General features: G+C 70.4%; 27 protein-coding genes. 23 read left to right on the forward strand and 4 right to left on the reverse strand.

Annotated elements, in window-relative coordinates:
* Positions 1-122 precede the first annotated feature (122 nt).
* From GV015_RS06470 to GV015_RS06535, 14 genes are all read left to right on the forward strand, one after another.
* Positions 123-1,142, forward strand: a complete 1,020-nt coding sequence (locus GV015_RS06470) for a hydroxyacid dehydrogenase (protein ID WP_198425031.1) — start codon at positions 123-125, stop codon at positions 1,140-1,142.
* The gene (locus GV015_RS06475) at positions 1,142-3,154 is read left to right on the forward strand and encodes a DUF2264 domain-containing protein (RefSeq protein WP_159877433.1); all 2,013 of its coding nucleotides are present in this window, start codon (positions 1,142-1,144) and stop codon (positions 3,152-3,154) included. The genes GV015_RS06470 and GV015_RS06475 overlap by 1 nt, the downstream gene beginning before the upstream one ends.
* Before the next feature lie 104 nt (positions 3,155-3,258).
* Positions 3,259-4,527: an ABC transporter substrate-binding protein gene (locus GV015_RS06480; RefSeq protein WP_159877435.1), complete on the forward strand. Its 1,269-nt coding sequence runs from the start codon at positions 3,259-3,261 to the stop codon at positions 4,525-4,527.
* A 96-nt stretch (positions 4,528-4,623) separates the two neighbouring features.
* A complete protein-coding gene (locus tag GV015_RS06485) occupies positions 4,624-5,532 on the forward strand; it encodes a carbohydrate ABC transporter permease (RefSeq protein ID WP_124768540.1) in 909 nt (302 codons plus the stop codon).
* Positions 5,532-6,494, forward strand: a complete 963-nt coding sequence (locus GV015_RS06490; RefSeq protein ID WP_159877437.1) for a carbohydrate ABC transporter permease — start codon at positions 5,532-5,534, stop codon at positions 6,492-6,494. The genes GV015_RS06485 and GV015_RS06490 overlap by 1 nt, the downstream gene beginning before the upstream one ends.
* Positions 6,491-7,192, forward strand: coding sequence for a hypothetical protein (locus tag GV015_RS06495; protein ID WP_159877439.1), 702 nt, complete (start codon positions 6,491-6,493; stop codon positions 7,190-7,192). The genes GV015_RS06490 and GV015_RS06495 overlap by 4 nt, the downstream gene beginning before the upstream one ends.
* A gap of 49 nt (positions 7,193-7,241) precedes the next feature.
* Positions 7,242-8,120: a CPBP family intramembrane glutamic endopeptidase gene (locus tag GV015_RS06500; RefSeq protein WP_124768542.1), complete on the forward strand. Its 879-nt coding sequence runs from the start codon at positions 7,242-7,244 to the stop codon at positions 8,118-8,120.
* Between the two features lie 41 nt (positions 8,121-8,161).
* Positions 8,162-8,821: a YigZ family protein gene (locus tag GV015_RS06505; RefSeq protein ID WP_159877441.1), complete on the forward strand. Its 660-nt coding sequence runs from the start codon at positions 8,162-8,164 to the stop codon at positions 8,819-8,821.
* Between the two features lie 85 nt (positions 8,822-8,906).
* On the forward strand, positions 8,907-9,518 hold the full coding sequence (locus GV015_RS06510) for a DUF1349 domain-containing protein (RefSeq protein ID WP_159877443.1): 612 nt from the start codon (positions 8,907-8,909) through the stop codon (positions 9,516-9,518).
* 113 nt (positions 9,519-9,631) lie between these two features.
* Positions 9,632-10,009, forward strand: a complete 378-nt coding sequence (locus GV015_RS06515; RefSeq protein ID WP_159877445.1) for a PadR family transcriptional regulator — start codon at positions 9,632-9,634, stop codon at positions 10,007-10,009.
* Positions 10,006-10,767, forward strand: a complete 762-nt coding sequence (locus GV015_RS06520; protein WP_159877447.1) for a hypothetical protein — start codon at positions 10,006-10,008, stop codon at positions 10,765-10,767. The genes GV015_RS06515 and GV015_RS06520 overlap by 4 nt, the downstream gene beginning before the upstream one ends.
* On the forward strand, positions 10,764-11,417 hold the full coding sequence (locus tag GV015_RS06525; RefSeq protein ID WP_159877449.1) for a hypothetical protein: 654 nt from the start codon (positions 10,764-10,766) through the stop codon (positions 11,415-11,417). The genes GV015_RS06520 and GV015_RS06525 overlap by 4 nt, the downstream gene beginning before the upstream one ends.
* Before the next feature lie 38 nt (positions 11,418-11,455).
* Positions 11,456-12,049 carry a short chain dehydrogenase gene (locus GV015_RS06530; RefSeq protein WP_159877451.1) on the forward strand — a complete coding sequence of 198 codons (594 nt, stop codon included), beginning with the start codon at positions 11,456-11,458 and terminating at the stop codon, positions 12,047-12,049.
* 117 nt (positions 12,050-12,166) lie between these two features.
* Complete coding sequence (locus GV015_RS06535) at positions 12,167-12,580, forward strand: phage holin family protein (RefSeq protein WP_137242431.1); 414 nt, start codon at positions 12,167-12,169, stop codon at positions 12,578-12,580.
* A 23-nt stretch (positions 12,581-12,603) separates the two neighbouring features.
* Here GV015_RS06535 and GV015_RS06540 read toward each other — a convergent pair whose 3' ends face one another.
* On the reverse strand, positions 12,604-13,893 hold the full coding sequence (locus tag GV015_RS06540) for a LuxR C-terminal-related transcriptional regulator (protein WP_159877453.1): 1,290 nt from the start codon (positions 13,891-13,893) through the stop codon (positions 12,604-12,606).
* Positions 13,894-13,994: 101 nt separating this feature from the next.
* Here GV015_RS06540 and hxlB point away from each other — a divergent pair, with 101 nt between their 5' ends.
* From hxlB to GV015_RS19020, 5 genes are all read left to right on the forward strand, one after another.
* Entirely contained in the window at positions 13,995-14,606 is a 612-nt protein-coding gene (gene hxlB / locus GV015_RS06545; protein ID WP_159877455.1) for a 6-phospho-3-hexuloisomerase, read from the forward strand.
* 70 nt (positions 14,607-14,676) lie between these two features.
* Positions 14,677-15,303 (forward strand): 3-hexulose-6-phosphate synthase, encoded by a 627-nt coding sequence (gene hxlA, locus GV015_RS06550; protein WP_064297125.1) that lies wholly within the window; start codon positions 14,677-14,679, stop codon positions 15,301-15,303.
* A 270-nt stretch (positions 15,304-15,573) separates the two neighbouring features.
* Positions 15,574-17,109, forward strand: coding sequence for a carboxylesterase/lipase family protein (locus GV015_RS06555; RefSeq protein WP_159877457.1), 1,536 nt, complete (start codon positions 15,574-15,576; stop codon positions 17,107-17,109).
* A 104-nt stretch (positions 17,110-17,213) separates the two neighbouring features.
* Positions 17,214-17,390 carry a hypothetical protein gene (locus GV015_RS06560; RefSeq protein WP_159877459.1) on the forward strand — a complete coding sequence of 59 codons (177 nt, stop codon included), beginning with the start codon at positions 17,214-17,216 and terminating at the stop codon, positions 17,388-17,390.
* Between the two features lie 351 nt (positions 17,391-17,741).
* The gene (locus tag GV015_RS19020; RefSeq protein WP_162852292.1) at positions 17,742-17,906 is read left to right on the forward strand and encodes a hypothetical protein; all 165 of its coding nucleotides are present in this window, start codon (positions 17,742-17,744) and stop codon (positions 17,904-17,906) included.
* Between the two features lie 90 nt (positions 17,907-17,996).
* On the opposite strand, the gene GV015_RS06565 is transcribed toward GV015_RS19020, so the two are convergent.
* The gene (locus GV015_RS06565; protein ID WP_159877461.1) at positions 17,997-18,746 is read right to left on the reverse strand and encodes a type 1 glutamine amidotransferase; all 750 of its coding nucleotides are present in this window, start codon (positions 18,744-18,746) and stop codon (positions 17,997-17,999) included.
* Between the two features lie 137 nt (positions 18,747-18,883).
* Here GV015_RS06565 and dcd point away from each other — a divergent pair, with 137 nt between their 5' ends.
* Both dcd and GV015_RS06575 read left to right on the forward strand, forming a co-directional pair.
* Entirely contained in the window at positions 18,884-19,474 is a 591-nt protein-coding gene (gene dcd / locus GV015_RS06570; RefSeq protein WP_056009122.1) for a dCTP deaminase, read from the forward strand.
* Positions 19,475-19,537: 63 nt separating this feature from the next.
* Complete coding sequence (locus GV015_RS06575; RefSeq protein WP_071261813.1) at positions 19,538-20,065, forward strand: hypothetical protein; 528 nt, start codon at positions 19,538-19,540, stop codon at positions 20,063-20,065.
* Between the two features lie 31 nt (positions 20,066-20,096).
* Here GV015_RS06575 and GV015_RS06580 read toward each other — a convergent pair whose 3' ends face one another.
* Positions 20,097-20,582 (reverse strand): MarR family winged helix-turn-helix transcriptional regulator, encoded by a 486-nt coding sequence (locus GV015_RS06580; RefSeq protein WP_159877463.1) that lies wholly within the window; start codon positions 20,580-20,582, stop codon positions 20,097-20,099.
* 45 nt (positions 20,583-20,627) lie between these two features.
* On the opposite strand from GV015_RS06580, the gene GV015_RS06585 reads away from it, so the two are divergent.
* Positions 20,628-21,578 (forward strand): EamA family transporter, encoded by a 951-nt coding sequence (locus GV015_RS06585; protein WP_159877465.1) that lies wholly within the window; start codon positions 20,628-20,630, stop codon positions 21,576-21,578.
* On the forward strand, positions 21,575-22,012 hold the full coding sequence (locus GV015_RS06590; protein ID WP_159877467.1) for a YdeI/OmpD-associated family protein: 438 nt from the start codon (positions 21,575-21,577) through the stop codon (positions 22,010-22,012). Before GV015_RS06585 ends, GV015_RS06590 begins: the two co-directional genes overlap by 4 nt.
* 60 nt (positions 22,013-22,072) lie before the next feature.
* Here the strand turns inward: GV015_RS06590 and idi are convergent, their stop codons facing one another.
* The gene (gene idi, locus GV015_RS06595) at positions 22,073-22,618 is read right to left on the reverse strand and encodes an isopentenyl-diphosphate Delta-isomerase (protein ID WP_159877469.1); all 546 of its coding nucleotides are present in this window, start codon (positions 22,616-22,618) and stop codon (positions 22,073-22,075) included.
* Between the last annotated feature and the right edge of the window lie 70 nt (positions 22,619-22,688).

Raw genomic sequence — 22,688 nt, forward strand, 5'->3', positions numbered from 1 at the left:
TCCATGATCATCTTCGATCGAGCTTGTTCGTTTGTGATCGACTGTTTTGACTCCGATCGGATTGGAGTATTCACTACCTGACAACCGCATGCAACCGCGGCCCACTCGAAGGAGAGCACCAGATGTCGAACGCCGCGCGCCCCGCAGCCCTGGTCGCCATGTGGCCCGACGTGTTCTCGACGCTCTTCGACGACGCCCGTCTGGCCCGGCTCCACGCGCTGTGCGAGGTCCGCGACGACGAGACCACCGGCGACCTCGACGACCCGGCGCTCGCCGCACGGCTCGCGGAGGTCGAAGTGCTCATCACCTCGTGGGGCACCCCGCCGCTCACGGCGGAGCGGCTCGACCGCATGCCCCGGCTGCGCGCGGTCTTCCACTGCGCCGGCACGGTCCGCTCGCTCGTGACCGACGCGGTCTGGGAGCGCGGCATCGTCGTCACCACGGCCGCCGAGGCGAACGCCATCCCGGTCGCCGAGTTCACCTTCGCCTCGATCGTGCTCGCCGGCAAGCGGGCACAGGTCTTCGCCCGCGACCCGCGGGCACACCGTCGCGAGTGGCGCACCCTGCTCGAGACCACGAACCTGTCCAACCTCGGACGCCGGGTCGGCGTCGTCGGCTTCTCGCGCATCGGCCGTCGCGTCGTCGCCCTGCTCCAGCAGCTCGACGCGGTCGAGGTGCTCGTCGCCGACCCCTACGCCGACGCCACGGCCGTCGCCGCGGCGGGAGCCCGCCTCGTCCCGCTCGACGAGCTCCTGCCGAACGTCGACGTGCTCTCGCTGCACGCCCCGGAGCTCCCGGAGACGAAGCGCATGATCGGGGCTGCCCAGCTCGCGGCGCTCCCGGACGGCGCCACGGTGATCAACACGGCCCGCGGGAGCCTGCTCGACACCGACGCCCTCGCGGCGGAGTGCGCGAGCGGACGTCTGGACGCGATCCTCGACGTCACCGACCCGGAACCGCTGCCCGTGCACTCGCCGCTGCTCGACCTCCCGAACGTCTCGATCACCCCGCACATCGCGGGCTCCCTCGGCCGGGAGACGCTGCGCATGACGGACGCGGCGCTCGACGACCTCGAGCGGTTCCTCAACGGCGAGCACCCGCGCGAAGCCGTCCGGGTCGCCGACCTGGGGGTGAGCGCCTGATGGTCGCGCTCCTGACCGCTCCGGCGTCGGACACACTCGCCCTGGATCGCACCCTGTCACCGTCGACCGGCTGGACGCGCAGGCACTGGGAGGACCTCGCGGACCGGCTGCTCGGCGGTGCCGAACCCTTCACCTCGCCCGGTCGTGCCCGCATCCTGTTCCCGGGTGCGCCAGGCGGCTACGGCTCCGACATCGACGGCCTGGAGGGGTTCGCGCGGACGTTCATGCTCGCCGCCTTCCGCATCGCCGGTGATCCCGCACGGACGGGCGACCTCGTCGAGCGCTACGCCGCCGGCCTCGCGACGGGCACCGACCCGGACTCCCCGGAGCGGTGGCCGCGGCCGGACGAGGTCGACCAGGCCAAGGTCGAGGCCGCAGCCATCGCGATCGGACTCCACCTCACCCGTGCCGAACTCTGGGACCGTCTCGACGATCGGACCAAGCGCACGACGATCGACTGGCTCGCGACCGTCATCGGCCAGCCGTACCCGCCCATCAACTGGGTGTGGTTCCGCATCGTCGTCGAGGAGTTCCTGCGCACGGTCGGTGGCCTATTCTCGGAAGCGGACCTGGAGGAGGACCTCGCGATCGCGGACGGTTTCTTCCGCGAGGACGGTTGGTTCGCCGACGGCGGCACGCGCGCCTACGACCACTACACCGGGTGGGCGCTCCACCTCTATCCGGTGCTGTGGCGCACGATGCTCGCGCCGGGCCACCCGCATCAGGCACGCCTCGACCGCTACGACGCCCACCTCGACCGCTACCTGGAGGACGCCGTCGCACTCGTCGGCGCGAACGGTTCGCCGCTCGTCCAGGGGCGGAGTCTCATCTACCGCTTCGCCGCCGCCGCACCGTTCTGGGCCGGTGCCATGGCCGGGTCCACCGCGCTCTCGCCGGGACTCATCCGTCGAGCGGCCAGTGGTGTCGTGTCGCACTTCGACGCCGCTGGCGCCCCCGACGACCGCGGGATCCTGACGCTCGGCTGGCACCACGAGTGGCGGCAGCTCGCACAGTCCTACTCCGGCCCAGGTTCGCCCTACTGGGCATCGAAGGGCATGCTCGGGCTCGCGCTCCCGGCCGACCACCCGGTGTGGACGGCCATCGAGGAACCACTGCCGATCGAACGGGGCGACGTCCTCCGGACCATCATCGCCCCGGGCTGGATCGTCAGCGGGACGACCGCCGACGGCATCGTCCGCGTCGTCAACCACGGGACGGACCACGCGAACGACGGCGTCGCCCAACGCGACGCCCCGCTGTACGCACGCCTCGGGTATTCGACGGCGACCGCGCCGGTGCTCTCCGCCGATGCCCGCGACCCGTTCGACGGATCGGTCGTGCTCCTGGACGCCGAGGGTGTCCCGAGTCACCGTTCCGGGTTCACCAGAGGTGCCCTGACGCCGCTGCCGGCCTCCGACGGTTCGTCCACCGGTTGGTCGACGTCCTCCGGTCTCGCCCGCTGGATCGACGCCGATGCCGACGGCCCGGACCATGGCCACGGCCACGCCGCGGACCGGACCCGGACGGGCGCGCGGATCGACCTCTGCTCAGCCGTCCGCGGGCCCTGGGAGGTGCGGTTCGTCCACGTCGTCCCGGGCACCGGCGACGAGGTCCCGCTCGGCGCGCTCCGTGTCGGCGGGTGGACCGTCAGTGGTCGTGACCTGACCGTCGCCACCGACCCGACCTCGGCGGTCGCCGTCGCCGACGGCGTGCGTTCGGCCGTCGTCGCGCTCCCGAGCGAGCACGACCCGCTTCCGACCGGCGCGCTCCGGTCGGGCGTCCGGGACCTCGACGACGCCACCCCGCTCGGACCCCGTTCGGGCACGCCGTGGTGCGAGACCGACGGTCCCGTCCGCCCGGACCACTGGCACGCGTTCGCGCTCCTCCTGGATGGCGCCACGCAGCCGGGCGTCGTCGCCCCGGCGATGGCGGGCGTCGCCGGGTCCACCGCCCGCACGATCACCTGGCCGGACGGCGCGACGACGTCGCTCGACCTGCCCGCGTCGCGCTGACGCCCACCGACCGCTCCACCCCGCAGCATCCCCGTCCCACCAGCACCGCCACCAGCACCGCCATCACCACCGACAGCACCACTACTCACCGAGGAGCATCCGCAATGAAGCGACCCATCCTGACCATCTCCGCGATCGCCGCAGCAGCCGGCCTCGCCCTCACCGGCTGCTCAGGTGCCGGCTCCGCCCAGCAGGACGAGGACGGCCCCGTCACGCTCAGCGTCTCCGTCTGGAACTACGATCAGACGCCCGAGTTCAAGGCGCTCTTCGACGCCTTCGAGGCCGAGCACCCCGACATCACGATCGAGCCCGTCGACATCCTCGCCGACGACTACTCCGACAAGGTCACGACGATGCTCGCGGGCGGCGACAAGACCGACGTCCTCACCATGAAGAACGTGACCGACTACGCGCGCTACGCGAACCGCGGCCAGCTCGTGGACGTGGGCGACGTCGTCGACGACATCGGCGCGGACAAGCTCGCCGGGATCGAGCCGTTCGCCCTCGACGACACCTACTACGCGGCGCCGTACCGCCAGGACTTCTGGCTGCTGTACTACAACAAGGCCATCTTCGATGCAGCAGGCATCGAGCACCCCGACAACCTCACCTGGGACGAGTACGCGGACATCGCGGCGAAGCTCACCTCGGGCGACGGGGACTCCAAGGTCTACGGCACGTACAACCACTACTGGCGCTCAGTCGTCCAGTCGATCGCCGCAGCCCAGACCGGTGGCGACCTCATCAGCGGCGACTACGGCTTCATGCAGGACCAGTACGACCTCACCCTCGACCTGCAGGACAAGGGCTACGCGCTCGACTACGGCACGGCGAAGACCCAGCAGATCAGCTACCGCACGATGTTCGAGACCGGCAAGGCCGCGATGATGCCGATGGGCACCTGGTACATCGCGGGCATCGCGCAGTCGATCGAGAGCGGCGCGACCGACGTCGACTGGGGTGTCGCGCAGATGCCGCAGCTCAAGGCCGGTGAGGAGACGGTGACGTTCGGTTCGCCGACCGCGTTCGCCGTCAACAAGAACTCCACGCACCAGGCCGCCGCGAAGACGTTCCTCGAGTTCGCCGCGAGTGAGGCCGGCGCGAAGGCCATCGCCGCGATCGGTGTCGTCCCCGCGTACCAGTCCGACGACGTCACCGCGGCGTTCACGGCCCTCCCGACCGACGACCTCTCGGTCAAGGCGTTCCAGGAGCCGAAGGACGTCGTCCTCGAGATGCCGGTGAGCGAGTACTCCTCCGACGTCAGCTCGATCCTCGACGAGGAGCACGACCTCATCATGGTCGGCGAGTCGGACGTCGACGACGCCATCACGAAGATGCAGGACCGCGTCAAGAACGACGTCCTCGTCGACTAGCCGCGATCGCGGGGCCGGCACGCCCGGTCCCGCGATCCTCGCGTCCGCCCGGCGCGTCCCCACCGACCCCGCACCACCGTCCTCGAAAGGCTCGTCATGGCGATCGCAGCCCCACCGCAACGCACCCGCTCCAGCAGTCGCGTCCGCAGGAATGCGCTCGTCGGCTGGAGCTTCATCCTGCCGAACTTCATCGGCTTCGCGCTCCTGACCCTCATCCCGATGTGCGCGGCGTTCGTCATCGCGTTCATGAAGTGGGACTCGTACTCACCGCCCGAGTGGGTCGGGTTCGCGAACTTCGCGCGCATGATGCGTGACGAGTCCTTCTGGATCGCGCTCGGCAACACCGCCTACTACGCGGCCGGCCACATCCCGCTCACGATCCTCGCGTCGCTCGGCCTGGCACTGCTCCTCAACCGCAAGCTCCGCGGCCTCGGCTTCTTCCGCACCGCGATGTTCTTCCCGTACATCACCTCGCTCGTCGCCGTCGCCGTCGTGTGGAACATGCTCTTCAACCCCACCGCCGGCCCGATCAACCAGTTCCTCGAGCTCATCGGTGTCGCCGACCCGCCCGGCTGGACGACGAGCTCCGCGTGGGCGATGCCGGCCGTGATCATCACGAGCGTGTGGCGCGACATGGGCTACTACATGGTGCTCTACCTCGCTGGGCTCCAAGCGATCCCGCAGGAGTACTACGAGGCCGCCGAGGTCGACGGTGCGAACGCCTGGCAGCGGTTCTGGAACATCACGATCCCGTCGCTGCGTCCGACGACGTTCTTCGTCCTCATCATGGTGACCATCGCGAGCTTCAAGGTGTTCGACCTCATCGTCGTCATGACGGGAGGCGGGCCAGGCCGGTCCACGCTCGTCCTCTCGCAGCTCATCTACCGCGAGGGCATCACCGAGAACCGCTTCGGATACTCCTCGGCGATCTCGCTCGTGCTGTTCGTCATCGTGCTCGTCTTCACCGTCGTCCAGTTCAAGCTGCAGCAGAGGAAGGAACGCTGATGTCGACCAGTGCCACCACGCGTGCCTCGTCCACGGTCCCGTCGCAGGCGGAGGTCGCGATCGCCGAGGTCACCGACGCCATCACCCCGCCCGTGCTGCCCGGTGCTGGGGGCAAGCGCACCCGGGTGCGCCGCCACGGTCCGATCTCGCCGCTGCGCCGCGTGCTCATCTACGTGATGCTCACCGTGCTGACCGCGATCATCTTCGTCCCGTTCTTCTGGATGGTCTCGTCGTCGCTCAAGCAGAACAACGAGGTGTTCTCGATCCCCGTCCAGTGGATCCCCACCGAGTTCGTCTGGCAGAACTACGTCGACATCTGGACCCGCATCCCGATGCTGACCTACCTCAAGAACTCGCTGTTCCTGTCGGTCACCATCACGATCCTGCAGGTGCTCACCGGGAGCTTCGCCGCCTACGGCTTTTCGAAGATGCACTTCAAGGGACGTGACGTGCTCTTCGTCGCCTACATCGCGACGATCGCGGTGCCGTGGCAGGCCTACATGATCCCGCAGTACATCATGATGCAGAACGCCGGCCTCGTGAACACGCACCTCTCGATCATCCTGCTGCAGGCGTTCGGCGCCTTCGGGGTGTTCCTCATGCGGCAGTACTACCTGACCATCCCCGACGAACTGAGCGAGGCCGCCCGCATCGACGGCCTCAACGAGTACGCGATCTGGTGGCGGATCATCCTGCCGCTGACGAAGCCGGCGCTCGCGAGCCTCGCGCTGCTGACCTTCGTCTCCACCTGGAACGACTACATGGGTCCGTTCATCTACCTGACGAGCAACGACCTCTGGACCGTGCAGCTCGGTCTGCGCTCCTTCGTCGGGCAGTACGACGCCGAGTACGCGCTCATCATGGCCGGGTCCGTCGTCTCCGTCATCCCGATCGTGCTGATCTTCCTCCTCGGCCAGCGCTACTTCATCCAGGGCATCGCGACGAGCGGGATGAAGGGATGAGCGCGGTGACCGAGCGGCGGGCGGACAACCGTGCCGGCGGCGTGCGCGGACTGCTGCAGCCGCGCCGGGAGACCTTCGAGTCGGTGTTCGGCGTCGTGTACCGATCCCTCATGGTCGGCGTCGGCGTCGGGATCGGCGCGCTCCCGCTGGCGGCCGCGATCGTCCTCGTCGCCGAGCCGCTCGCGAGCTGGCCGTTCCTGCTGCTGTGCTCGCTCCCGCTCGGCCCCGCCTTCGCCGCCGGCTGCTGGTCGTTCCAGCGGTCGCGCGACGCCGCCGATGCCGGGCCGCTGCGGGAGGTCGGGATCGGCCTCCTGCGGACGTGGCGACCGGCGCTCGCCGTGTGGTCGCTCGTGTGTGCGCTCACGTTCGTCGTCGTGATCGACATCGTCGCCGTGTGGGGGACGCCGTTCGCGATGCTGCTCGGGCCGCTGCTCGTCGTCGTGCTGCTGCTCGCGATCGTCGCAGCCTTCGGCGTGATCGCCGGGCTGGCGGCCGCTCCGGGCCTGCGGTTCCGGGCACAGCTGCTCGGAGGGCTCGTCCGGACCGTCCGTCGGCCAGGCATCTCGCTCCTGTCCCTCGTGCTCCTGGAAGCTTGGGCCCTCATCGTCCTCGCACAGCCGGTGCTCGGGCTCCTCGCCCTCGGCGGCTTCGTCCTCTACGCGGTCTGGAGCAACGCCGCGGCGGCGCTCGCCGACTGACGACGCGGATTGTCCGACGCTCGGCTCGGTTGAGTGGTTGGATCGACGCATGGGCGAGCACAGAGGTCACGGGCACAGCGGTCAGCGGACACTCACCACCAGCGGATGGCACGACTTCTGGGCGAAGGGCGGTGTCGGGCGGGCGTTCCTGCTGGCGATCGTCTACCTCGCCCTGTACCTCGGTGCCGGATGGGTCGTCGGGCAGCTCTTCGGCTCGCAGATCGGCGAGGACGTCTTCGCGACCCCGCAGAGCGTGTTCTTCGGGCTCATGCTGCCGCTCGTCGTCGGCTCCCTCCTCCTGGCCGGCTTCGTCCTCTCGGTCGGATGGTTCCGGGAGCTGTTCGGAAGGCAGCCCATCCGCGGCCGGTGGTGGATGTGGGTCGCACCGATCGTGATCCTCGCCGCGGTCGTCCTGCGCCTGCTCGGCATCGACTACGGGAGCTACGAGGGTTCCGTGGTCGCTGTCGCGATGCTGTCCGGGGTGTTCATCGGGTTCGCCGAGGAGATCCTGACCCGCGGCCTGGTCGTGAAGATGCTGCGCGACGCCGGCAGCTCGGAGTGGATCGTCATGGTGGTCTCCTCGCTGGTCTTCGCCCTGCTGCACGCCTCCAACCTCCTGTCGGGCCAACCGGTCACGACCGTGCTCGTGACCGTCGTCTACACCTTCGGATTCGGCGTGTGCATGTACCTGACGCTCCGGGTGACCGGCAACCTCATCTGGCCGATCCTGATCCACGGACTCTACGACCCGACGCTCTTCCTCTCGACCGGTGGGATCGACCACGCGGGAGCGGCCGCCGGTCAGAGCGTGTTCCTGGCGATCGCCGGTCCGGCCAACCTGCTCATCATGCTCGTGGCCGTGATCGGCTTGATCTTCGTCCGTGGGCACGTGCAGGCCCACCCGGCCGACGACGTGCTGCGGCCGTAGGCCGAACGGGCCTCATCGACCGGCCGAGTACGCTCGGACGGATGACCACCGCGCGGCAGTACCCGGCGACGATCGCCGCGCCGGTCGAGCACGAACTCGTGATCAAGAAGTCGCGCTTCCTCGGCCTCGCTCACCCGGTCGCGTCGCCGGAGGACGCCGAAGCGGTCATCGCGCGGGTGAAGAAGCAGGCGTGGGACGCACGACACCACTGCGTCGCGATGGTCACCGGGCTGCTCGGCGACCAGGCCCGCTCGTCCGACGACGGTGAACCGTCCGGCACGGCGGGGATGCCGATCCTCGAGGTCATCCGGCGGCGGGAACTGACCGACGTGGTCGTCGTCGTCACGCGGTACTTCGGCGGCGTCAAGCTCGGGGCGGGCGGGCTCGTCCGTGCCTACTCCTCGGCGGCCTCCGAGACCCTCGACCTCGCCTCGCTCGTGCGCCGTGAGACGCTGACCCGCGCGACCCTCGTCGTCCCGCACGCCGAGGCCGGGCGGTACGACAACCTGCTGCGCGATTGGGCCGGTAGCCACGGCGCGACGCTCGGCGATCAGACCTACGGGGCGCAGGCGGAGCTGGAACTGTGGGTGCCGCCGGCGGAGCTGGAGCGGCTCCAAGCGGACGTCGCGTCGGCCTCCAACGGTTCGCTCGCCGTAGCCGTCGGGGAGGAACGCGTCGTCGACGTCCCGGCGCCTCGCTGAGCTGCCCGGATCTGCACGGAGTCGGCCGGATGCCGAGCAGATCCGGGCGACTCACGGGAACGTGCGGTCCCGATAGGGTCGGACCATGCACACCGACGTGACCCGCATCGACGGGCTTCCCGACCTCGCCTGGACCTCGACCCCCGGAATCGCATCGTTCGACGCCGATGCCGGAGCGCTCACCCTCACCTCCGCCGCCGGCGTCGACTGGAGCAACAGCTCGCTCGGTGGGCCGCGTGAGTTGCGTGCCACGGCGCTCGCCTTCGACGCACCCGACCACTTCACGCTCTCGGCGCGGATCGCGGTCGTGAGCGAGCGCAGCACTTTCGACGCCGGTGCCCTCGCACTCTGGATCGACGACGAGCACTGGGCCAAGCTCTGCTTCGAGCAGTCGCCGCAGGGGCAGGCGATGGTGGTGAGCGTCGTGACGAACACCTGGTCGGACGACGTGAACTCGACGCACGTCACGGCCGACCACGTGTGGATGCGCGTCAGTCGTCTCGGTAAGGCATGGGCGTTCCACAGTTCGAACGACGGTGTCACGTGGGACTTCGTCCGGGTGTTCCGTCTGCACAGCGATGCTCCGGTGCGCGTCGGCTTCCTCTCGCAGGCGCCGCTCGGTCCGCCCTGCGAGGCGCGGTTCGACGAGATCGCGTTCGGTGCGGCACCCCCGACGGACCTCCGCGACGGCAGCTGACCCCCGCTGAGTCGCCTGGAATTGCACGGAAACCGGCGGTACGTGTGCAGTTCCGGGCGACTCAGCGCGAGGGCAGCTTGACGTATCGGAACCTATCTTCCTAAAGTGTCCTCATGGCACGCAGACGACCCGGCACGCTCTTCCCGCTCGAGCTCGACATCCTCGACGTCGGCACCGTGTTGCAGTCGACCGAGGGGAGCTTCTACGGGTTCGCCCTCGCGAAGCAGCTCGCCGAAGCCGGGGACGCCGCCCTCACCGCGCACGGCACGCTCTACAAAGCCCTGTCGCGGATGGCGGACGCCGGCCTGATCGAGGCGACCTGGGAGGACCCGGAGGTCGCGGAGGCGGAGGGTCGTCCTCGTCGTCGGCTGTACCGGATCACGGGTGAAGGCGCGACGGCCCGGGATCGGGAGCACGCGAGGATCGCCGGTGAGCAGGCCGCCGCGGCGAGGCCGGCGGGTGCGGCGTGGACGCAGGGGGCGATCGCATGACCGCCATCCGGACGCCGGAGTACCGCGCGGCCGCCCACCGGGTCCTGAACTGGTGCGGGTGGTACACGCGCGACCTCTCGCCCGATGTCGCCGGGGAGCGCCGCGACGAGATCGCGTCCGACCTGCACGAGCACGCCGTCTGGGCCGAGGAAGCGGGCGTCACGCCGCAGCGGCTCCGGCGGGACATCATGCTGCGGGCCATCCGCGGGATCCCGCACGACCTCTCGTGGCGCTCCGGGCAGTTGCGCGCGGGCCACGGCGTCGACCCGATGCCGCTCGGCATGCGGCGGGCCGGCGACGTCCTCGCAGCCCTCGTGGTGACGGGCGGCGTCCTGGTCACCGGAGCGGCACTGTTCCTCCTCGTCCGGGTCGTCCGTGCGCTCGTCATCGGCGACGTCGTCGAGGTGCCGGCGGGCGCGCTCGGTGTGGCGGTCGCCGCGGTCCTGGGCGTCGTGGGGCTCGTGCTGTCGCTGCGGCGACGCAGTCGATGGCTCGGCGCGGGGCTCCTGGCGCCCGCAGCGGTCCTCATCGGCGTGCTCGCGGGCGACATCATGTACCGCGTCAGCGCGACCGGCGTGCTCATCGTGTCCCGTCTGAGTTCGCACGGAGCCGGTGTCGAACCGTGGTGGGTGATGAGCGTGGCGATCGGCGTGGGTGCTGCGCTCGGGTTCATCGGAGCCGCGGTGTGGTGGTGGCCGGGGGGCCGTCGAACGACGGAGCGGGACGCAGCGACGTCGGCGCAGAGGAAGACGGCATGAGCGCGAACGAGATCCACGACGGGCCGGACGCGGCGCAGGAGGCGGCACCCGTCCGCCGGAGTCCCGGAACGCTCCGTCGACGGATCGGGCTCGGCATCGCGATGAGCGGGGTGCTCGCGGTGGCGGCCGGCGGGGTGTTCATCGGGGTGTCGAACGCCCAGGCGGCCGCTGACGACGCGCGGTCCCTCGAAGCGGTCGCCGAGGCCGCAGCGTCGCTCGACGAACTCCCGCCCGTCGAACCCGTGGTGCCCGCGGATCCCACTGCCACGCCGGACGCTGGCGAACCCGTCTCGCCGGCGTCCGGCGTCGACTACTCGCAGACGCCGGAGGGCTGGTACGACGCGACCACCGACCCGGCGTCCATCGTGATCCCGCCGACCAACGAGTGGGGCGAGGCGAACAATGGGATCTGGGAGGCACAGCAGCAGATCATCGCGAAGTGCATGGCTGATCAGGGATTCTGGTATGCGTGGACGAACAATCGTGCGCTGCTCGACTCCGAACGGCCAACGATGATCCTCTCGGAGGACAGCCCGGCGGCCGAGTTGGCGGAGTACGGCGACACCCCGCTCGGCGACGCCTACGACTGGACTCGTGCAGGGTGCCACGGCTACGCCGTCCACGTCACCGGGATGGACGACGCCAACTGACGGTGCCGTCGTCGGGCGCCGGTGCTAGCGTCGCCCGCATGAGAATCCTGTTGATCGGTGCGAGTGGACATGTCGGACGAGCGGCGCAGGACGCCCTCGCGGAGCGTCACGAGGTGGTCGCGGTGTCGCGCTCGACGGCGCCTGCCGTCGACACCACCGATGAGGCGTCGATCGAGGCGCTGTTCGCCGAGGTGGGCGAGGTCGACGCGGTGATCGTCGCCGTCGGATCGGTCCCGTTCAAGCCCGTCGAGGAGCTGACGCGCGACGACTACCGCGCGGCCTTCCTCGGCAAGGTGCTCAGCCAACTCGACGTCGTGCGCATCGGGACCCCGTTCGTCCGCGACGGCGGCTCCTTCACGCTCACGACGGGCATCCTCGCCCGCGAACCGATCGCGACGGGTGCTGCGGCCTCGATGGCCAACGGAGCGGTCGAGTCCTTCGTGATCGGTGCCGCCCCGGAACTCCCGCGCGGCATCCGCATCAACGCCGTCAGCCCCACGGTGCTCGCCGAGGCCACCGGCTACCACGACGCATTCCCGGGCTTCGCGCCCGTCGCCTCCGACGTGGTCGGCCTGGCGTTCGTCCGTGCCGTCGAGGGGGTCGGCACCGGGCGGGTGCTCGCGCTCGACTGAGCCCTCCCGGCACTCCCGAGGGGAGGCATGTCGTCGTCCGGCCGTTCGCCAGGTGACGACCCGCCTCCCCTCAGTCGCGCTCTCGACGCGGCCGACACCCAGCGCTAGGGTCGGCACATGACCCGCTTCCTGCTCAGCATCGCCGTGAGTCTGCTGTCCTCGGCGATCGGGCTGCTCGTCGCCGACTGGGTCGTGCCCGGCGTCCGTCTGTCGCTCGGCGGCTTCATCATCGCCGTCGTCGTCTTCACGATCGCGCAGGGCGTCCTCGGGCCGTTCATCCTCCGCCTCGCGCGGCGCTACGCCTCGGCGATCCTCGGCGGCATCGGACTCGTGACGACGCTCGTGTCGCTCTTCGTCGCGTCGATCCTCCCCGGTGGCCTCCACATCCGCGGGGTGCTGGCCTGGGTGCTCGCACCGCTGGTGGTGTGGCTGGTCACGGCGCTCGGGAGCTGGATCCTCGGGTGGGCGCTCATCACGCGACGGTTCGGCGATCGGGATCGCGACCGGGGCCGTACGAGCTCGAAGCGGTAGGCGGCGGCGCAGCCCGGACGGGATCAGTGGTTGGCGGCCAAGGCGGCTGCCAGCTCGACGCGGCTCGCGACGCCGAGCTTCCGCAGGACGTTCGCGATGTGGAACTTGACGGTGTTCTCGCTGATGGTGAGGGTCTCGGCGATCGCCCGGTTCCGTGCTCCACCGGCGGCCAGCTCGGCCACGCTCCATTCGCGCTCGGTCAGCGCGGCGGCCGAGTCTGCGCGGGTCTGCGTCGCGGGCGGCGGGTCGAGCGGCAGTGTCACGTGCAGCTCCGAGCCCCACCCGGGCGTCGCCTGGACATCGAGACTGCCGCGGAGGGCCGCGACCCGAGCGCCGAGCTGCTGCACGCTCGGGGTGTCGACGGTCAACTCGCCGGGGCCGTCGTCGCGGATGCCGATGAGCAGGTTGCTACCGTCGCAGTCCCACTGCACCCGGACCCGCCCGACCGAGGACTGCTCGACGAGCGCGAGGACCGTGCCGCGGACGATCGCCCGTCCGGCGTGCGCCACCTCACCGGGGAGGGCCCGACCGTCGACGGGCGGCTCGATGAACTGGACCTCCGGACCGCCGAAGCGGGCCAGCGGGCGGAGGTCCTCGCGGAGTCTGGCGAAGGCGCGCGCGACCGGTTCCTCGGCCAGCTGGCGGTCGCGGTCGGACACCGCCCGCAGCTCGACCATCGCGGCCGAGGCGATCTCGGTCACGGCCGCTCGGGCGTCCTCGGGCGACGTCTGCCGCGACCTGGTGACCGCGAGGATCGACTCCAGCGTCGTCGCATGGGCGTCGGTGAGTTCCGCGATCGCGCCAGCCCGCTCGCTCGACGCGGCCCGCGAGTCGCGGAGGTAGTCGGGGGCCGCCGTCGCGACCTGCTGGCGGATGCCGGCCGCGACGACCTCCCACAGTGCGCCGACCAGCCGGTCGTCGATCGGTCCCTGCGGGTCGGTCAGGACGAGGAGGGCGCCGGTGTCGGCCAGCCACGCCGCGATCGGACGTTCGGCGCCCGCGATCACCGCCGACGTCGGCCGGTCGGCGTGGGGGTCGGCATCATTGGTCACCCTGGTTACCGGGCCGCGCGGGGTGCGCTGTCGGACCGCGTCGAGCTCGGCGATCGTGACGCCCTCGACGATCGCCGGGTCGCCGGCCTTCTTCCGGGGGCGACCGGTGCAGTCCTCGGTGAAGATCACGAGCGCGGAATGGGCGACGACCGGCTCGAGGACTTCCCGGAACGCACCGGCGATGCGCAGCAGCGAGCTCGATGCGACGGAGGCCAGGCTGTCGAGCAGCTCGACCGGGTAGGTGACAGTGCGTTCGGTCATGTCCGCACCCTATCCCATCGGTCCACGCCTACCCGTTCGGATAGTTGAAACCGTTCGGGCGAGCAGCGGTGCACCTACCCGATCACGCCCAGGATGGAGGGATGACGAACCCCACCGTCCCTCCATCCACGTCGGTGACGCCTGCGACCTCGACGGTCCAGGGGGCGCTCGCCGCGATCGACGCCGAGCTGCATCGCACCGTGTCGAGCCTGCTGGAGGCCGATCCGGCTCCCTTCGCCGGCGCACTCGACCGCCTGCGAACGGCGGACAGCGTGTTCGTGTCCGGTGCCGGTCGTTCCGGTCTCGCGCTCCGGATGACCGCGATGCGACTCATGCACCTCGGGCTCACCGTGCACGTCGTCGGCGAGACGACGACGCCCGCCATCACCTCGGGTGACGTCCTGCTCGTCGCCAGCGGCTCCGGTACGACGACGGGTGTGGTGCGCGCTGCGGACACGGCCGTCTCCGTCGGAGCACAGGTGATCGCCATCACGACCGACCCCGCATCCCCGCTCGCCGAGTTGGCCGCCGAGACGATCGTCGTCCCCGCCGCGCAGAAGACCGACCACGGTGGCACGCGTTCCGTGCAGTACTCGGGGAGCCTCTTCGAGCAGGCGGTCATGCTGCTCGGCGACGCGTTCTTCCATGCGCTATGGCAGTCCGCCGGCGTCAGCGCCGAGGAGCTGTGGCCGCGCCACGCGAACCTCGAGTAGTCACCCCGATCCCTTCCCACGCGCCCGGCAGACGTCGGACGCATCCCATCACGACAGAAAGCAGCACCACATGAAGCTCCAGGTAGCCATGGACGTCCTCACCACCGAGGCAGCCCTCGAACTCGCCGGGAAGGTCGCGCCCTACGTCGACATCCTCGAGCTCGGCACGCCCCTCATCAAGAGCGAGGGCCTGCGTGCCGTCACCGCGGTCAAGGACGCCCACCCCGACAAGATCGTGTTCGCCGACCTCAAGACCATGGACGCCGGTGAGCTCGAAGCCGACATCGCCTTCTCCGCCGGTGCGGACATCGTCACCGTCCTCGGGACGGCCGGTGACAGCACGATCGTCGGCGCTGTGAAGGCCGCGAAGGCGCACGGCAAGTCCGTCGTCGTCGACCTCATCGGGGTCGCCGACAAGGTGCAGCGCGCGAAGGAGGTCACCGCTCTCGGTGCCGCGTTCGTCGAGATGCACGCCGGTCTCGACGAGCAGGCGGAGGAGGGCTTCACCTTCCAGACGCTCCTGTCCGACGGTGAAGCGGCCGCGGTGCCGTTCTCGGTCGCCGGTGGCGTGAACGTGTCGACGATCGCGTCGGTGCAGCAGGCGGGCGCGCAGGTCGCCGTCGCCGGTGGTGCGATCTACTCGGCCGACGACCCGGCGGCCTCCGCAGCGGCGCTCCGCGCGGCAATCGTCGCGTAACCCCCTCCGCCAACCCCGCACCTGTCGGGTTGGCCAGCGCGGTCCGCTGACGTGAGCGCGGTGCATCGGACGTGAGCGCGGGTCTCCAGAGACCCGCGCTCACGGCTCCGGGGCGCGCTCGGGTCAGCGCACCGCGCTGGCGCATCGGGTGGGTCGGCTGGGTGAAGTCCGAACATCGGACGGGATTCGCGCGTGACGCGGCATACTGGGCGGATCACCACGCGACGCTCGTCGGATGAGCGCGCGGCCGAGTACCCGGAGGATCCGCCGATGACGACCGATTCCAGTCCAGAGCAGCCCATCGCACAGACGACCTCGGGAGCGGTCCGCGGGACGCCCCGCGCCGACGGATCGGTCGCCTTCCTCGGCATCCCGTTCGCCGAGCCGCCGACCGGAGCGAGACGGTTCCAGGCCCCCGAGCCCAAGGGGCCCTGGGACGGCGTCCTCGACGCGACCGCCTACGGCGCGACACCGCAGCGGAAGGCCCTGGCCGAGATCACGACGATCCCGGAACCGTCGATCCCCGGCGACTCGACGCTCAACGTCAACGTCTTCACGCCCGACCCGAATCCGACCGACGAGGGCGCCGGTCTGCCCGTCCTCGTCTGGATCCACGGCGGCGGCTTCATCGCCGGGTCGCCCGCGAGCCCCTGGTACGACGGTCGGGCCTTCAACCGCGACGGCGTCGTCACGGTCTCGGTGTCGTACCGCCTCGGCTTCGACGGCTTCGGCTGGTTGCCCGACGCCCCGGCCAACCGCGGGGTCCTCGACTGGATCCTCGCGCTCGAGTGGGTTCGTGACAACATCGCAGCGTTCGGCGGCGACCCGCGGCGGGTCACGATCGCGGGCCAGTCCGCCGGCGGCGGGTCCGTCATGACCCTGCTCACGGTGCCGTCCGCGCAACACCTGTTCCAGCGGGCGATCTCCGTGTCCGGCGTCCCCGGCGACGTCCCGCTCCGCGAGGCGCAGGCCCTGACCGGGCGACTCGCCGAGCACCTCGGGGTGCCCGCGACCCTGGCCGGCTTCGCAAGCGTCCCGGAAAACACGCTGATCGAGGCCCAAGGCTTCGAGGTCGTCCCCGGCGGCGCGACCGACCCGGAGTCCGTGCTCCGCGGGATGACGACGATGAACGGCCGCCTCGGTCTCGGCCCGATCGTCGACGGCGAGCTGGTCGTCGAAACCGTCGAAGCCGGCATGATCGCGGGACGAGGCGCGGACAAGCCGTTGCTCGTCAGCGCGACCCGAGAGGAGTTCGCCGGGTTCTTCACCGGTCGACTCGACCAGTTCGACGCCGTGGCGCCGACGCGTGCCCTGGAACTGATGGGCGTGCCGGAGCCGCTCGCCGAGGCGTACGTCGCGACCCAGCCCGGCGAACGCACGGGACTCGTCGCGGGGCGCTTCGTGAGCGACGTCATGTTCCGTGAGCGCGTCATCCGCTGGCTGGCGCTGCGGGACGACGCCGAGACGTGGGTCTCCGACTTCGTGTGGCGCTCGGCGGTGAGCGGGATCGCGGAGCACTGCCTCGACGTCCCGTTCATCTTCGACGTGCTCGACGACCCGGACGTCACCCGGGTGGCGGGCCCGCACGCGCCGCAGGAGCTTGCTGACCGGATCCACGGCGCGGTCGTGGCGTTCGTCCGAGACGGGTCGCCGGGCTGGTCGCGGTCCGACCGCGATGCCTCCGGGATCGAGGTGTTCGACGCGGCCGGGGCGCCGACGGTCGAGCCGTTCGCGAGTGCGCGCGTGCTCGCAGCGGCGAAGCGACTCGCGGAAGCGGCGTCGACGACGGCATCGACACCGGTCTGACGGGCCCGGGCACTCGGCTCCTAGGACGAACCGGGCCGTTCTGCCAGGGGGTGTGGCTGTGAGGCGTCCCGCGTTACCGTCGGGACACGAGGAAAGGAATCAGCATGAGCGACCCACGAGACGAGATGGACGACCCGATCGGCGACGCACAGGAGGTGATCTCCCGAGCGCTGCCCGACAACGCTCCCGAGAGCGATGATCCGATGGCGGCGCCGACGGTCGACGACCCGGGCTCCGAGCCCGGCGACGGCGACCCCGCCGACCAGCCGGGGCTCCTCTAGCGGAGCTCGCCGGGGCGACTCGCAGCTCGGGAATCCCTGGTCAGCGCGGTGCTGCCGACTGAGAGGTCACGAACCGGCGCCAGCGCGGTGCGCTGGTCCGAGCCCCTGGGATCAGGCCTGACTGCGGCGCACGCGCGTGAGCGCGACCCTCTGGAGACCCGCGCTCACGCGTGTGGCCCGCGCTCGCGTCAGCGCACCGCGCTGGCGCAAGCCGAAACGCAGGAGGGCGGAGGTGTGCAACGCGGGGGCGCTCCGCGCGCGTAGCGGAACGACTTCGAGCGATGTCAACCCCCGGGACGGAATGGTCAGGCCCCCATACGGTGGACGGAGTTCTGCGAAAGGAGCTTCACCATGAACATCCTGCTCATCATCGTCATCGTCGTTGCCATCGTTCTCGCCATCACCGGTGGGTTCGTCCAGTCCCTCAACTTCCTGCTGTGGGTCGGCCTCGTGCTGCTCGCGATCGCGATCATCGCGTTCTTGATCAGGACGATCACGGGTCGCAAGGCCCTCTAACTCGATTTCGAGTTCACGAAGCGGTCGGTCCCTCCGGGGGTCGGCCGCTTCGCTGTGTCCGGGGTGGTGCGTCCGGGAACGATCCGAGCCCTACCGCAGCGACGGGTCGACGCTCGTCCGCCGGAGCACCGCGTCGGCGAAGGCCCCGAACAACCGCTCGCCGGCCTCCCGCATCGGCCCCGCCACCGCGGAGACCTCGGCTCGCAGGCGGTCGGCGGCCTCCTCGGCGGTCCCCGTCATGAACGGCAGGTCGCGGAGCATGACCGGCTCCGCGAGCCACTGATCGAGCATCGGCGGGTCGACCTCGAGGTGGAACTGCGTCGCGAAGACCCGGTCCTCGATCCGGAACGCCTGGTTCGGCGTCGACGGCGACGATGCGAGGACCGTCGCTCCATAGGGAGCCTCGACGACGTCGCCGTGCCAGTGCAGCACCGGCAGCCGCTCGCCCCGCATGCCGAGTTCGCTCTCGGTCAGGAGCTCGACGTAGCCGACACCCACTTCATGCGCGGCCGCCGAGTGAAGCGTGGCTCCGAGGGCCGTCGCGATGAGCTGATGCCCGAGACAGACCCCGAACACCGGGATGCCGAGCACGGCCGCATCGCGCACCAGCTGCGCTTCGAGCCCGAGACCCGGGTGCTCCTCCACGTCGAGCGCGCCCATCGGGCCACCGAGGAGGACGAGCCCGTCGAACCCGGTGATCTCGCGCGCCGGCGGCAGCTCACGACGCTCGACGATGGTGTCCAGCGTCCAGTCGATCCCCGACGCCGTCAGCACCTCGCCGAGCACCGCCGGTCGTTCCCAGGGGACGTGCTGCAGGACGAGGACGTGCGGTCTGGTCATCGGAGGCCTCCAGGTCGCTGGGGCGGCGCGACCGGTCTCCGCCGGGTCGCGGAGGTCCGCGCCGTGCGAGCATCGTAGCGAATCCGGGCGTCGTCACCGGCCCGAGGCTTCGGGCTCCCGGCCGATACACTGTCACCGTGCTGCTCTCGGACCGTGACATCAAAGCCGAACTCGACGCCTCTCGCATCGCGCTCGACCCCTACTCGCCGGAGATGATCCAGCCGTCGTCCATCGACGTGCGCCTCGATCGCTTCTTCCGCCTCTTCGACAACCACAAGTACCCCTTCATCGATCCCGCAGAGGATCAGCCGGAGTTGACGCGCCTCATCGAGACGCTGCCGAACGAGCCGTTCATCCTGCACCCCGGCGAGTTCGTCCTGGGGTCCACCTACGAGCGGGTCTCCCTTCCGGACGACGTCGCAGCGCGTCTCGAGGGCAAGAGCTCGCTCGGTCGTCTCGGGCTCCTCACGCACTCCACCGCCGGCTTCATCGACCCGGGCTTCACCGGCCACGTCACCCTTGAGCTCAGCAACGTCGCGACGCTGCCGATCAAGCTCTGGCCGGGGATGAAGATCGGTCAGATGTGCTTCTTCCGGCTCACGTCACCGGCCGAGCGCCCGTACGGGTCGAGCGAGTACAGTTCCAGGTATCAGGGACAGCGTGGACCCACCGCCTCCCGTTCCTTCCAGAACTTCCACCGGACCGACGTCGGCGAGACGCAACGCTGACGCAGGACTGAGGCGGGCGTCCCGACGACGGGCGAGCAGGTGGACCAGCAGAAAGGCCCCGCCATGAGCACGTCAGAGCGACCCGACTTCGCCCGCGCGATCACCGCCGACGGGCCGACGCCGCTCTACCCGCGTCGCATGGTCCGGTTCGGCCAGTTCGTCGGGTCCTGGGACGTCCACTCGAAGCGCCTCGACGATGAGAGCGGCGAGTGGGTCGAGTCCGACTTCCGGTGGATCGTGTCGTACATCCTCGAGGGGCGGGCCGTGCAGGACGTCCAGCTCGTCGCGAACGACGCGGAACCGTCGGGCTGGGAGACGGTCAGTACGGCTCTCCGCGTCTACGACCGGTTGATGGGCGCCTGGCGGGTGAACTACGTCGAGCCACGGCGCGGCGAGTTCTGCCAGCTCGTCGCGACGCCGCACCGCTCCGACGGCATCCGTCAGGACGGCACGCGGAACGACGACAAGCTCATCCGATGGAACTTCAGCGGCATCACCGAGGACTCGTACACCTGGGAGAGCTGGGTGTCCGACGACGAGGGCGTGACCTGGTGGCTGCAGGAGCACAACGAGGGTCGCCGCATCGCCTGAGCGGATCCGCCTCCACCCTCCACCGCGAGACTCAGGGGTCGGTGCGCGCCAGGCGCTCCAGGAACGACGCCAGCTGCTCGCGCTCGGCCGTGGAGAAGCCATCGAGGACACGCTCCTCGGCGGTGAGGTGATCGGGCAGGGCCGCTTCGACGAGGCGCTTGCCGGCAGGGGTGAGGGCGACGACCGTGCCGCGCCCGTCCTGCTCGCTCGGACGGCGCGTCACGAGACCGCGCTCGACGAGCTTGTTCACGCGCTGGGCGATCGCGCTCGACGTCACCATCGACCAGTGGGCGAGGTCCTTCGGCGCGAGTTCGTGCGGTGAGCCGGCGCGGAGCAGGGTGGCGAGCACATCGAACGAGGCGCTGTCGAGGCCGTGCTCGGCAAAGGTCGTGGAGAGGCGTGCGTCGACCGCCGTCGCCGCTCGCGACAGTCGTCCGATGACGGCCATGGGCGAGACGTCGAGGTCGGGTCGCTCGGTCCGCCACTGGCTCAGGATGTCGTCGACGCGCGTGCTCATGCAGTCAGCGTAGCAATTCGCTTAGTGCTGAGCTATTATTGCTCAGTGCTTAGCAATCAACTCCGCATCGCCGCCGTCACCGCCATCGCACCGATCAGCTGGGGGACGACCTACCTCGTCACGAGCGAACTGCTCCCGCCGGGACGACCGCTGCTGGCAGCCGTGCTCCGAGCGCTGCCGGCCGGCCTCCTGCTCCTCGCGATCACCCGGACCCTGCCGGTCGGCGGCTGGTGGTGGCGGTCGCTCGTGCTCGGCACCCTCAACATCGGCGCCTTCTTCGCGTTCCTCTTCCTCGCCGCCTACCGGCTGCCCGGCGGGGTCGCCGCGACCATGGGGGCGATCGGGCCGGTGCTCGTCGCCGTGCTCGCGAGCCTGCTGGTGGGGGAGGCGTTGACCGTGCGCCGCGTCGTCGCCGGGTTCGCCGGGGTGCTGGGTGTCGCCCTCATCGTGCTGCAGGCCGACGCGCGTCTCGACGCGGTCGGCGTCGTCGCCGCACTCGCCGGGGCGGTCTCGATGTCGCTCGGATCAGTGCTGAGCAAGCGGTGGGGGAGGCCGCAGGTCGGCTGCCGGATCGGCGCCCGCCGGCGCACGAGCCCGGACCTTGACCCGAACGCCGGCAGCGGCGCACCGGTCTCCGGCCTCGCGCTGACCGCCTGGCAGCTCGTCGCCGGCGGTCTCGTCCTCGTGCCGGTGCTGCTCCTCGTCGAGGGACTTCCGTCGGACGCCCCGGACGCAGCGGCGATCGGCGGGTACGCCTACCTCTCCCTCGTCGGCACGGCCCTCGCGTACGCCCTGTGGTTCCGCGGCATCGCCGCGCTCCCCGTCGGGTCGGTGTCGTTCCTCGGCCTCCTGAGTCCCGTCGTCGCCGTGCTGGCAGGCCTCGTGGTCCTCGGGGAGGCGCTGAGCCTCGGACAAGTGCTCGGGATCGCGGTCGTCGCCGGCTCCCTCGTCCTGGTCTTCACCGCGAGACGGCCCCGGGCCATACTGAGCGCATGAGATTCCGCACCGTCATCGAACTCCAGGGCAACAACACCGGCATCCTCGTCCCCGACGCCGTCGTCGAGGGCCTGGATCGCGGCAAGCGCGTGCCCGTCGTCGTCACCGTCGGTGCGACCACGTACCGCAGCACCATCACCCCGATGGGTGGCCGGTACCTGATCGCCCTGAGCGCCGCCAACCGCGCCGCCGCCGGGGTCGCGGGAGGCGACGAGGTCGAGGTGGACCTCGAGGTCGACGACGCACCGCGCCTGTTCCCGTTGCCGCCCGAACTCGAGACGGCGCTCGCGGGAGACGAGCAGGCGCTCGCCGCCTACGGAGCCCTGTCGTTCAGCAGACAACGCGCGCTGGCCGAGCCGGTCGCACTGGCGAAGACGGACGCGACGCGCGACAAGCGGATCGCCGCGGCCCTCGAGGCGCTTCGCGGCGCCTGACCTCGCTCAGTCGCCTGAATCTGTTCGGAAACCGGCTCGATCCGCGCAGATCCGGGCGACTCAGCGAGCGGTGGTCTCCGCGAGGAGCGGCACGACGAGCGGCAGCTGGAGCGTGAGCCACGGGCTGAACGCGAAGGGCGCCTGCTCGACGGACTCGAGGAGTGATCCGGGTTCGGCCCAGGCCCACTCCATGACCTCGTCGGGGTTCGGCTCGGGCGTCGCGTCCGTGTAGGCGACGTAGACCGGGCAGATCTCGTACTCGACCACACCCGAGGCGTCGACGGCGCGATACCGGAAGTCGGGCAGCACCAGTTGCGGCGCGGAGATCGGCAGGCCGAGCTCGGCACTCGCCCGACGCAGCACGGCGTCCACGCTGTCCTCGTCCGGGCCGGGGTGTCCGCAGAACGAGTTCGTCCAGACGCCCGGCCACGTGAGCTTCGAGAGCGCGCGCCGGGTCACGAGGATGCGACCGTCGGGCCCGATGACGTGGCAGGAGAACGCGAGGTGGAGCGGCGTCTCCAGCGTGTGGACGGTCGCCTTCGGCGTGGTGCCGATGCGGGTGCCGTCCTCGGCGAGCAGGACGACGAGTTCTTCGGGTACCGACATGCTTCCATTCTCCCCGACGATCGGGGTGAACGCGAATGGACAGCTAGCGTACTAATCTCGCCGCTCCGTG

It is taken from the genome of Plantibacter sp. T3 (assembly GCF_902506515.1).
Lineage (GTDB): Bacteria > Actinomycetota > Actinomycetes > Actinomycetales > Microbacteriaceae > Plantibacter > Plantibacter auratus.

Bases quoted from the DNA above. Each gene is read 5' to 3' on its own strand.
- GV015_RS06470 (WP_198425031.1), top strand. From the start codon at position 123: ATGTCGAACGCCGCGCGCCCCGCAGCCCTGGTCGCCATGTGGCCCGAC.
- GV015_RS06475 (WP_159877433.1), top strand. From the start codon at position 1,142: ATGGTCGCGCTCCTGACCGCTCCGGCGTCGGACACACTCGCCCTGGAT.
- GV015_RS06480 (WP_159877435.1), top strand. From the start codon at position 3,259: ATGAAGCGACCCATCCTGACCATCTCCGCGATCGCCGCAGCAGCCGGC.
- GV015_RS06485 (WP_124768540.1), top strand. From the start codon at position 4,624: ATGGCGATCGCAGCCCCACCGCAACGCACCCGCTCCAGCAGTCGCGTC.
- GV015_RS06490 (WP_159877437.1), top strand. From the start codon at position 5,532: ATGTCGACCAGTGCCACCACGCGTGCCTCGTCCACGGTCCCGTCGCAG.
- GV015_RS06495 (WP_159877439.1), top strand. From the start codon at position 6,491: ATGAGCGCGGTGACCGAGCGGCGGGCGGACAACCGTGCCGGCGGCGTG.
- GV015_RS06500 (WP_124768542.1), top strand. From the start codon at position 7,242: ATGGGCGAGCACAGAGGTCACGGGCACAGCGGTCAGCGGACACTCACC.
- GV015_RS06505 (WP_159877441.1), top strand. From the start codon at position 8,162: ATGACCACCGCGCGGCAGTACCCGGCGACGATCGCCGCGCCGGTCGAG.
- GV015_RS06510 (WP_159877443.1), top strand. From the start codon at position 8,907: ATGCACACCGACGTGACCCGCATCGACGGGCTTCCCGACCTCGCCTGG.
- GV015_RS06515 (WP_159877445.1), top strand. From the start codon at position 9,632: ATGGCACGCAGACGACCCGGCACGCTCTTCCCGCTCGAGCTCGACATC.
- GV015_RS06520 (WP_159877447.1), top strand. From the start codon at position 10,006: ATGACCGCCATCCGGACGCCGGAGTACCGCGCGGCCGCCCACCGGGTC.
- GV015_RS06525 (WP_159877449.1), top strand. From the start codon at position 10,764: ATGAGCGCGAACGAGATCCACGACGGGCCGGACGCGGCGCAGGAGGCG.
- GV015_RS06530 (WP_159877451.1), top strand. From the start codon at position 11,456: ATGAGAATCCTGTTGATCGGTGCGAGTGGACATGTCGGACGAGCGGCG.
- GV015_RS06535 (WP_137242431.1), top strand. From the start codon at position 12,167: ATGACCCGCTTCCTGCTCAGCATCGCCGTGAGTCTGCTGTCCTCGGCG.
- GV015_RS06540 (WP_159877453.1), bottom strand. From the start codon at position 13,893: ATGACCGAACGCACTGTCACCTACCCGGTCGAGCTGCTCGACAGCCTG.
- hxlB (WP_159877455.1), top strand. From the start codon at position 13,995: ATGACGAACCCCACCGTCCCTCCATCCACGTCGGTGACGCCTGCGACC.
- hxlA (WP_064297125.1), top strand. From the start codon at position 14,677: ATGAAGCTCCAGGTAGCCATGGACGTCCTCACCACCGAGGCAGCCCTC.
- GV015_RS06555 (WP_159877457.1), top strand. From the start codon at position 15,574: ATGACGACCGATTCCAGTCCAGAGCAGCCCATCGCACAGACGACCTCG.
- GV015_RS06560 (WP_159877459.1), top strand. From the start codon at position 17,214: ATGAGCGACCCACGAGACGAGATGGACGACCCGATCGGCGACGCACAG.
- GV015_RS19020 (WP_162852292.1), top strand. From the start codon at position 17,742: ATGAACATCCTGCTCATCATCGTCATCGTCGTTGCCATCGTTCTCGCC.
- GV015_RS06565 (WP_159877461.1), bottom strand. From the start codon at position 18,746: ATGACCAGACCGCACGTCCTCGTCCTGCAGCACGTCCCCTGGGAACGA.
- GV015_RS06575 (WP_071261813.1), top strand. From the start codon at position 19,538: ATGAGCACGTCAGAGCGACCCGACTTCGCCCGCGCGATCACCGCCGAC.
- GV015_RS06580 (WP_159877463.1), bottom strand. From the start codon at position 20,582: ATGAGCACGCGCGTCGACGACATCCTGAGCCAGTGGCGGACCGAGCGA.
- GV015_RS06590 (WP_159877467.1), top strand. From the start codon at position 21,575: ATGAGATTCCGCACCGTCATCGAACTCCAGGGCAACAACACCGGCATC.
- idi (WP_159877469.1), bottom strand. From the start codon at position 22,618: ATGTCGGTACCCGAAGAACTCGTCGTCCTGCTCGCCGAGGACGGCACC.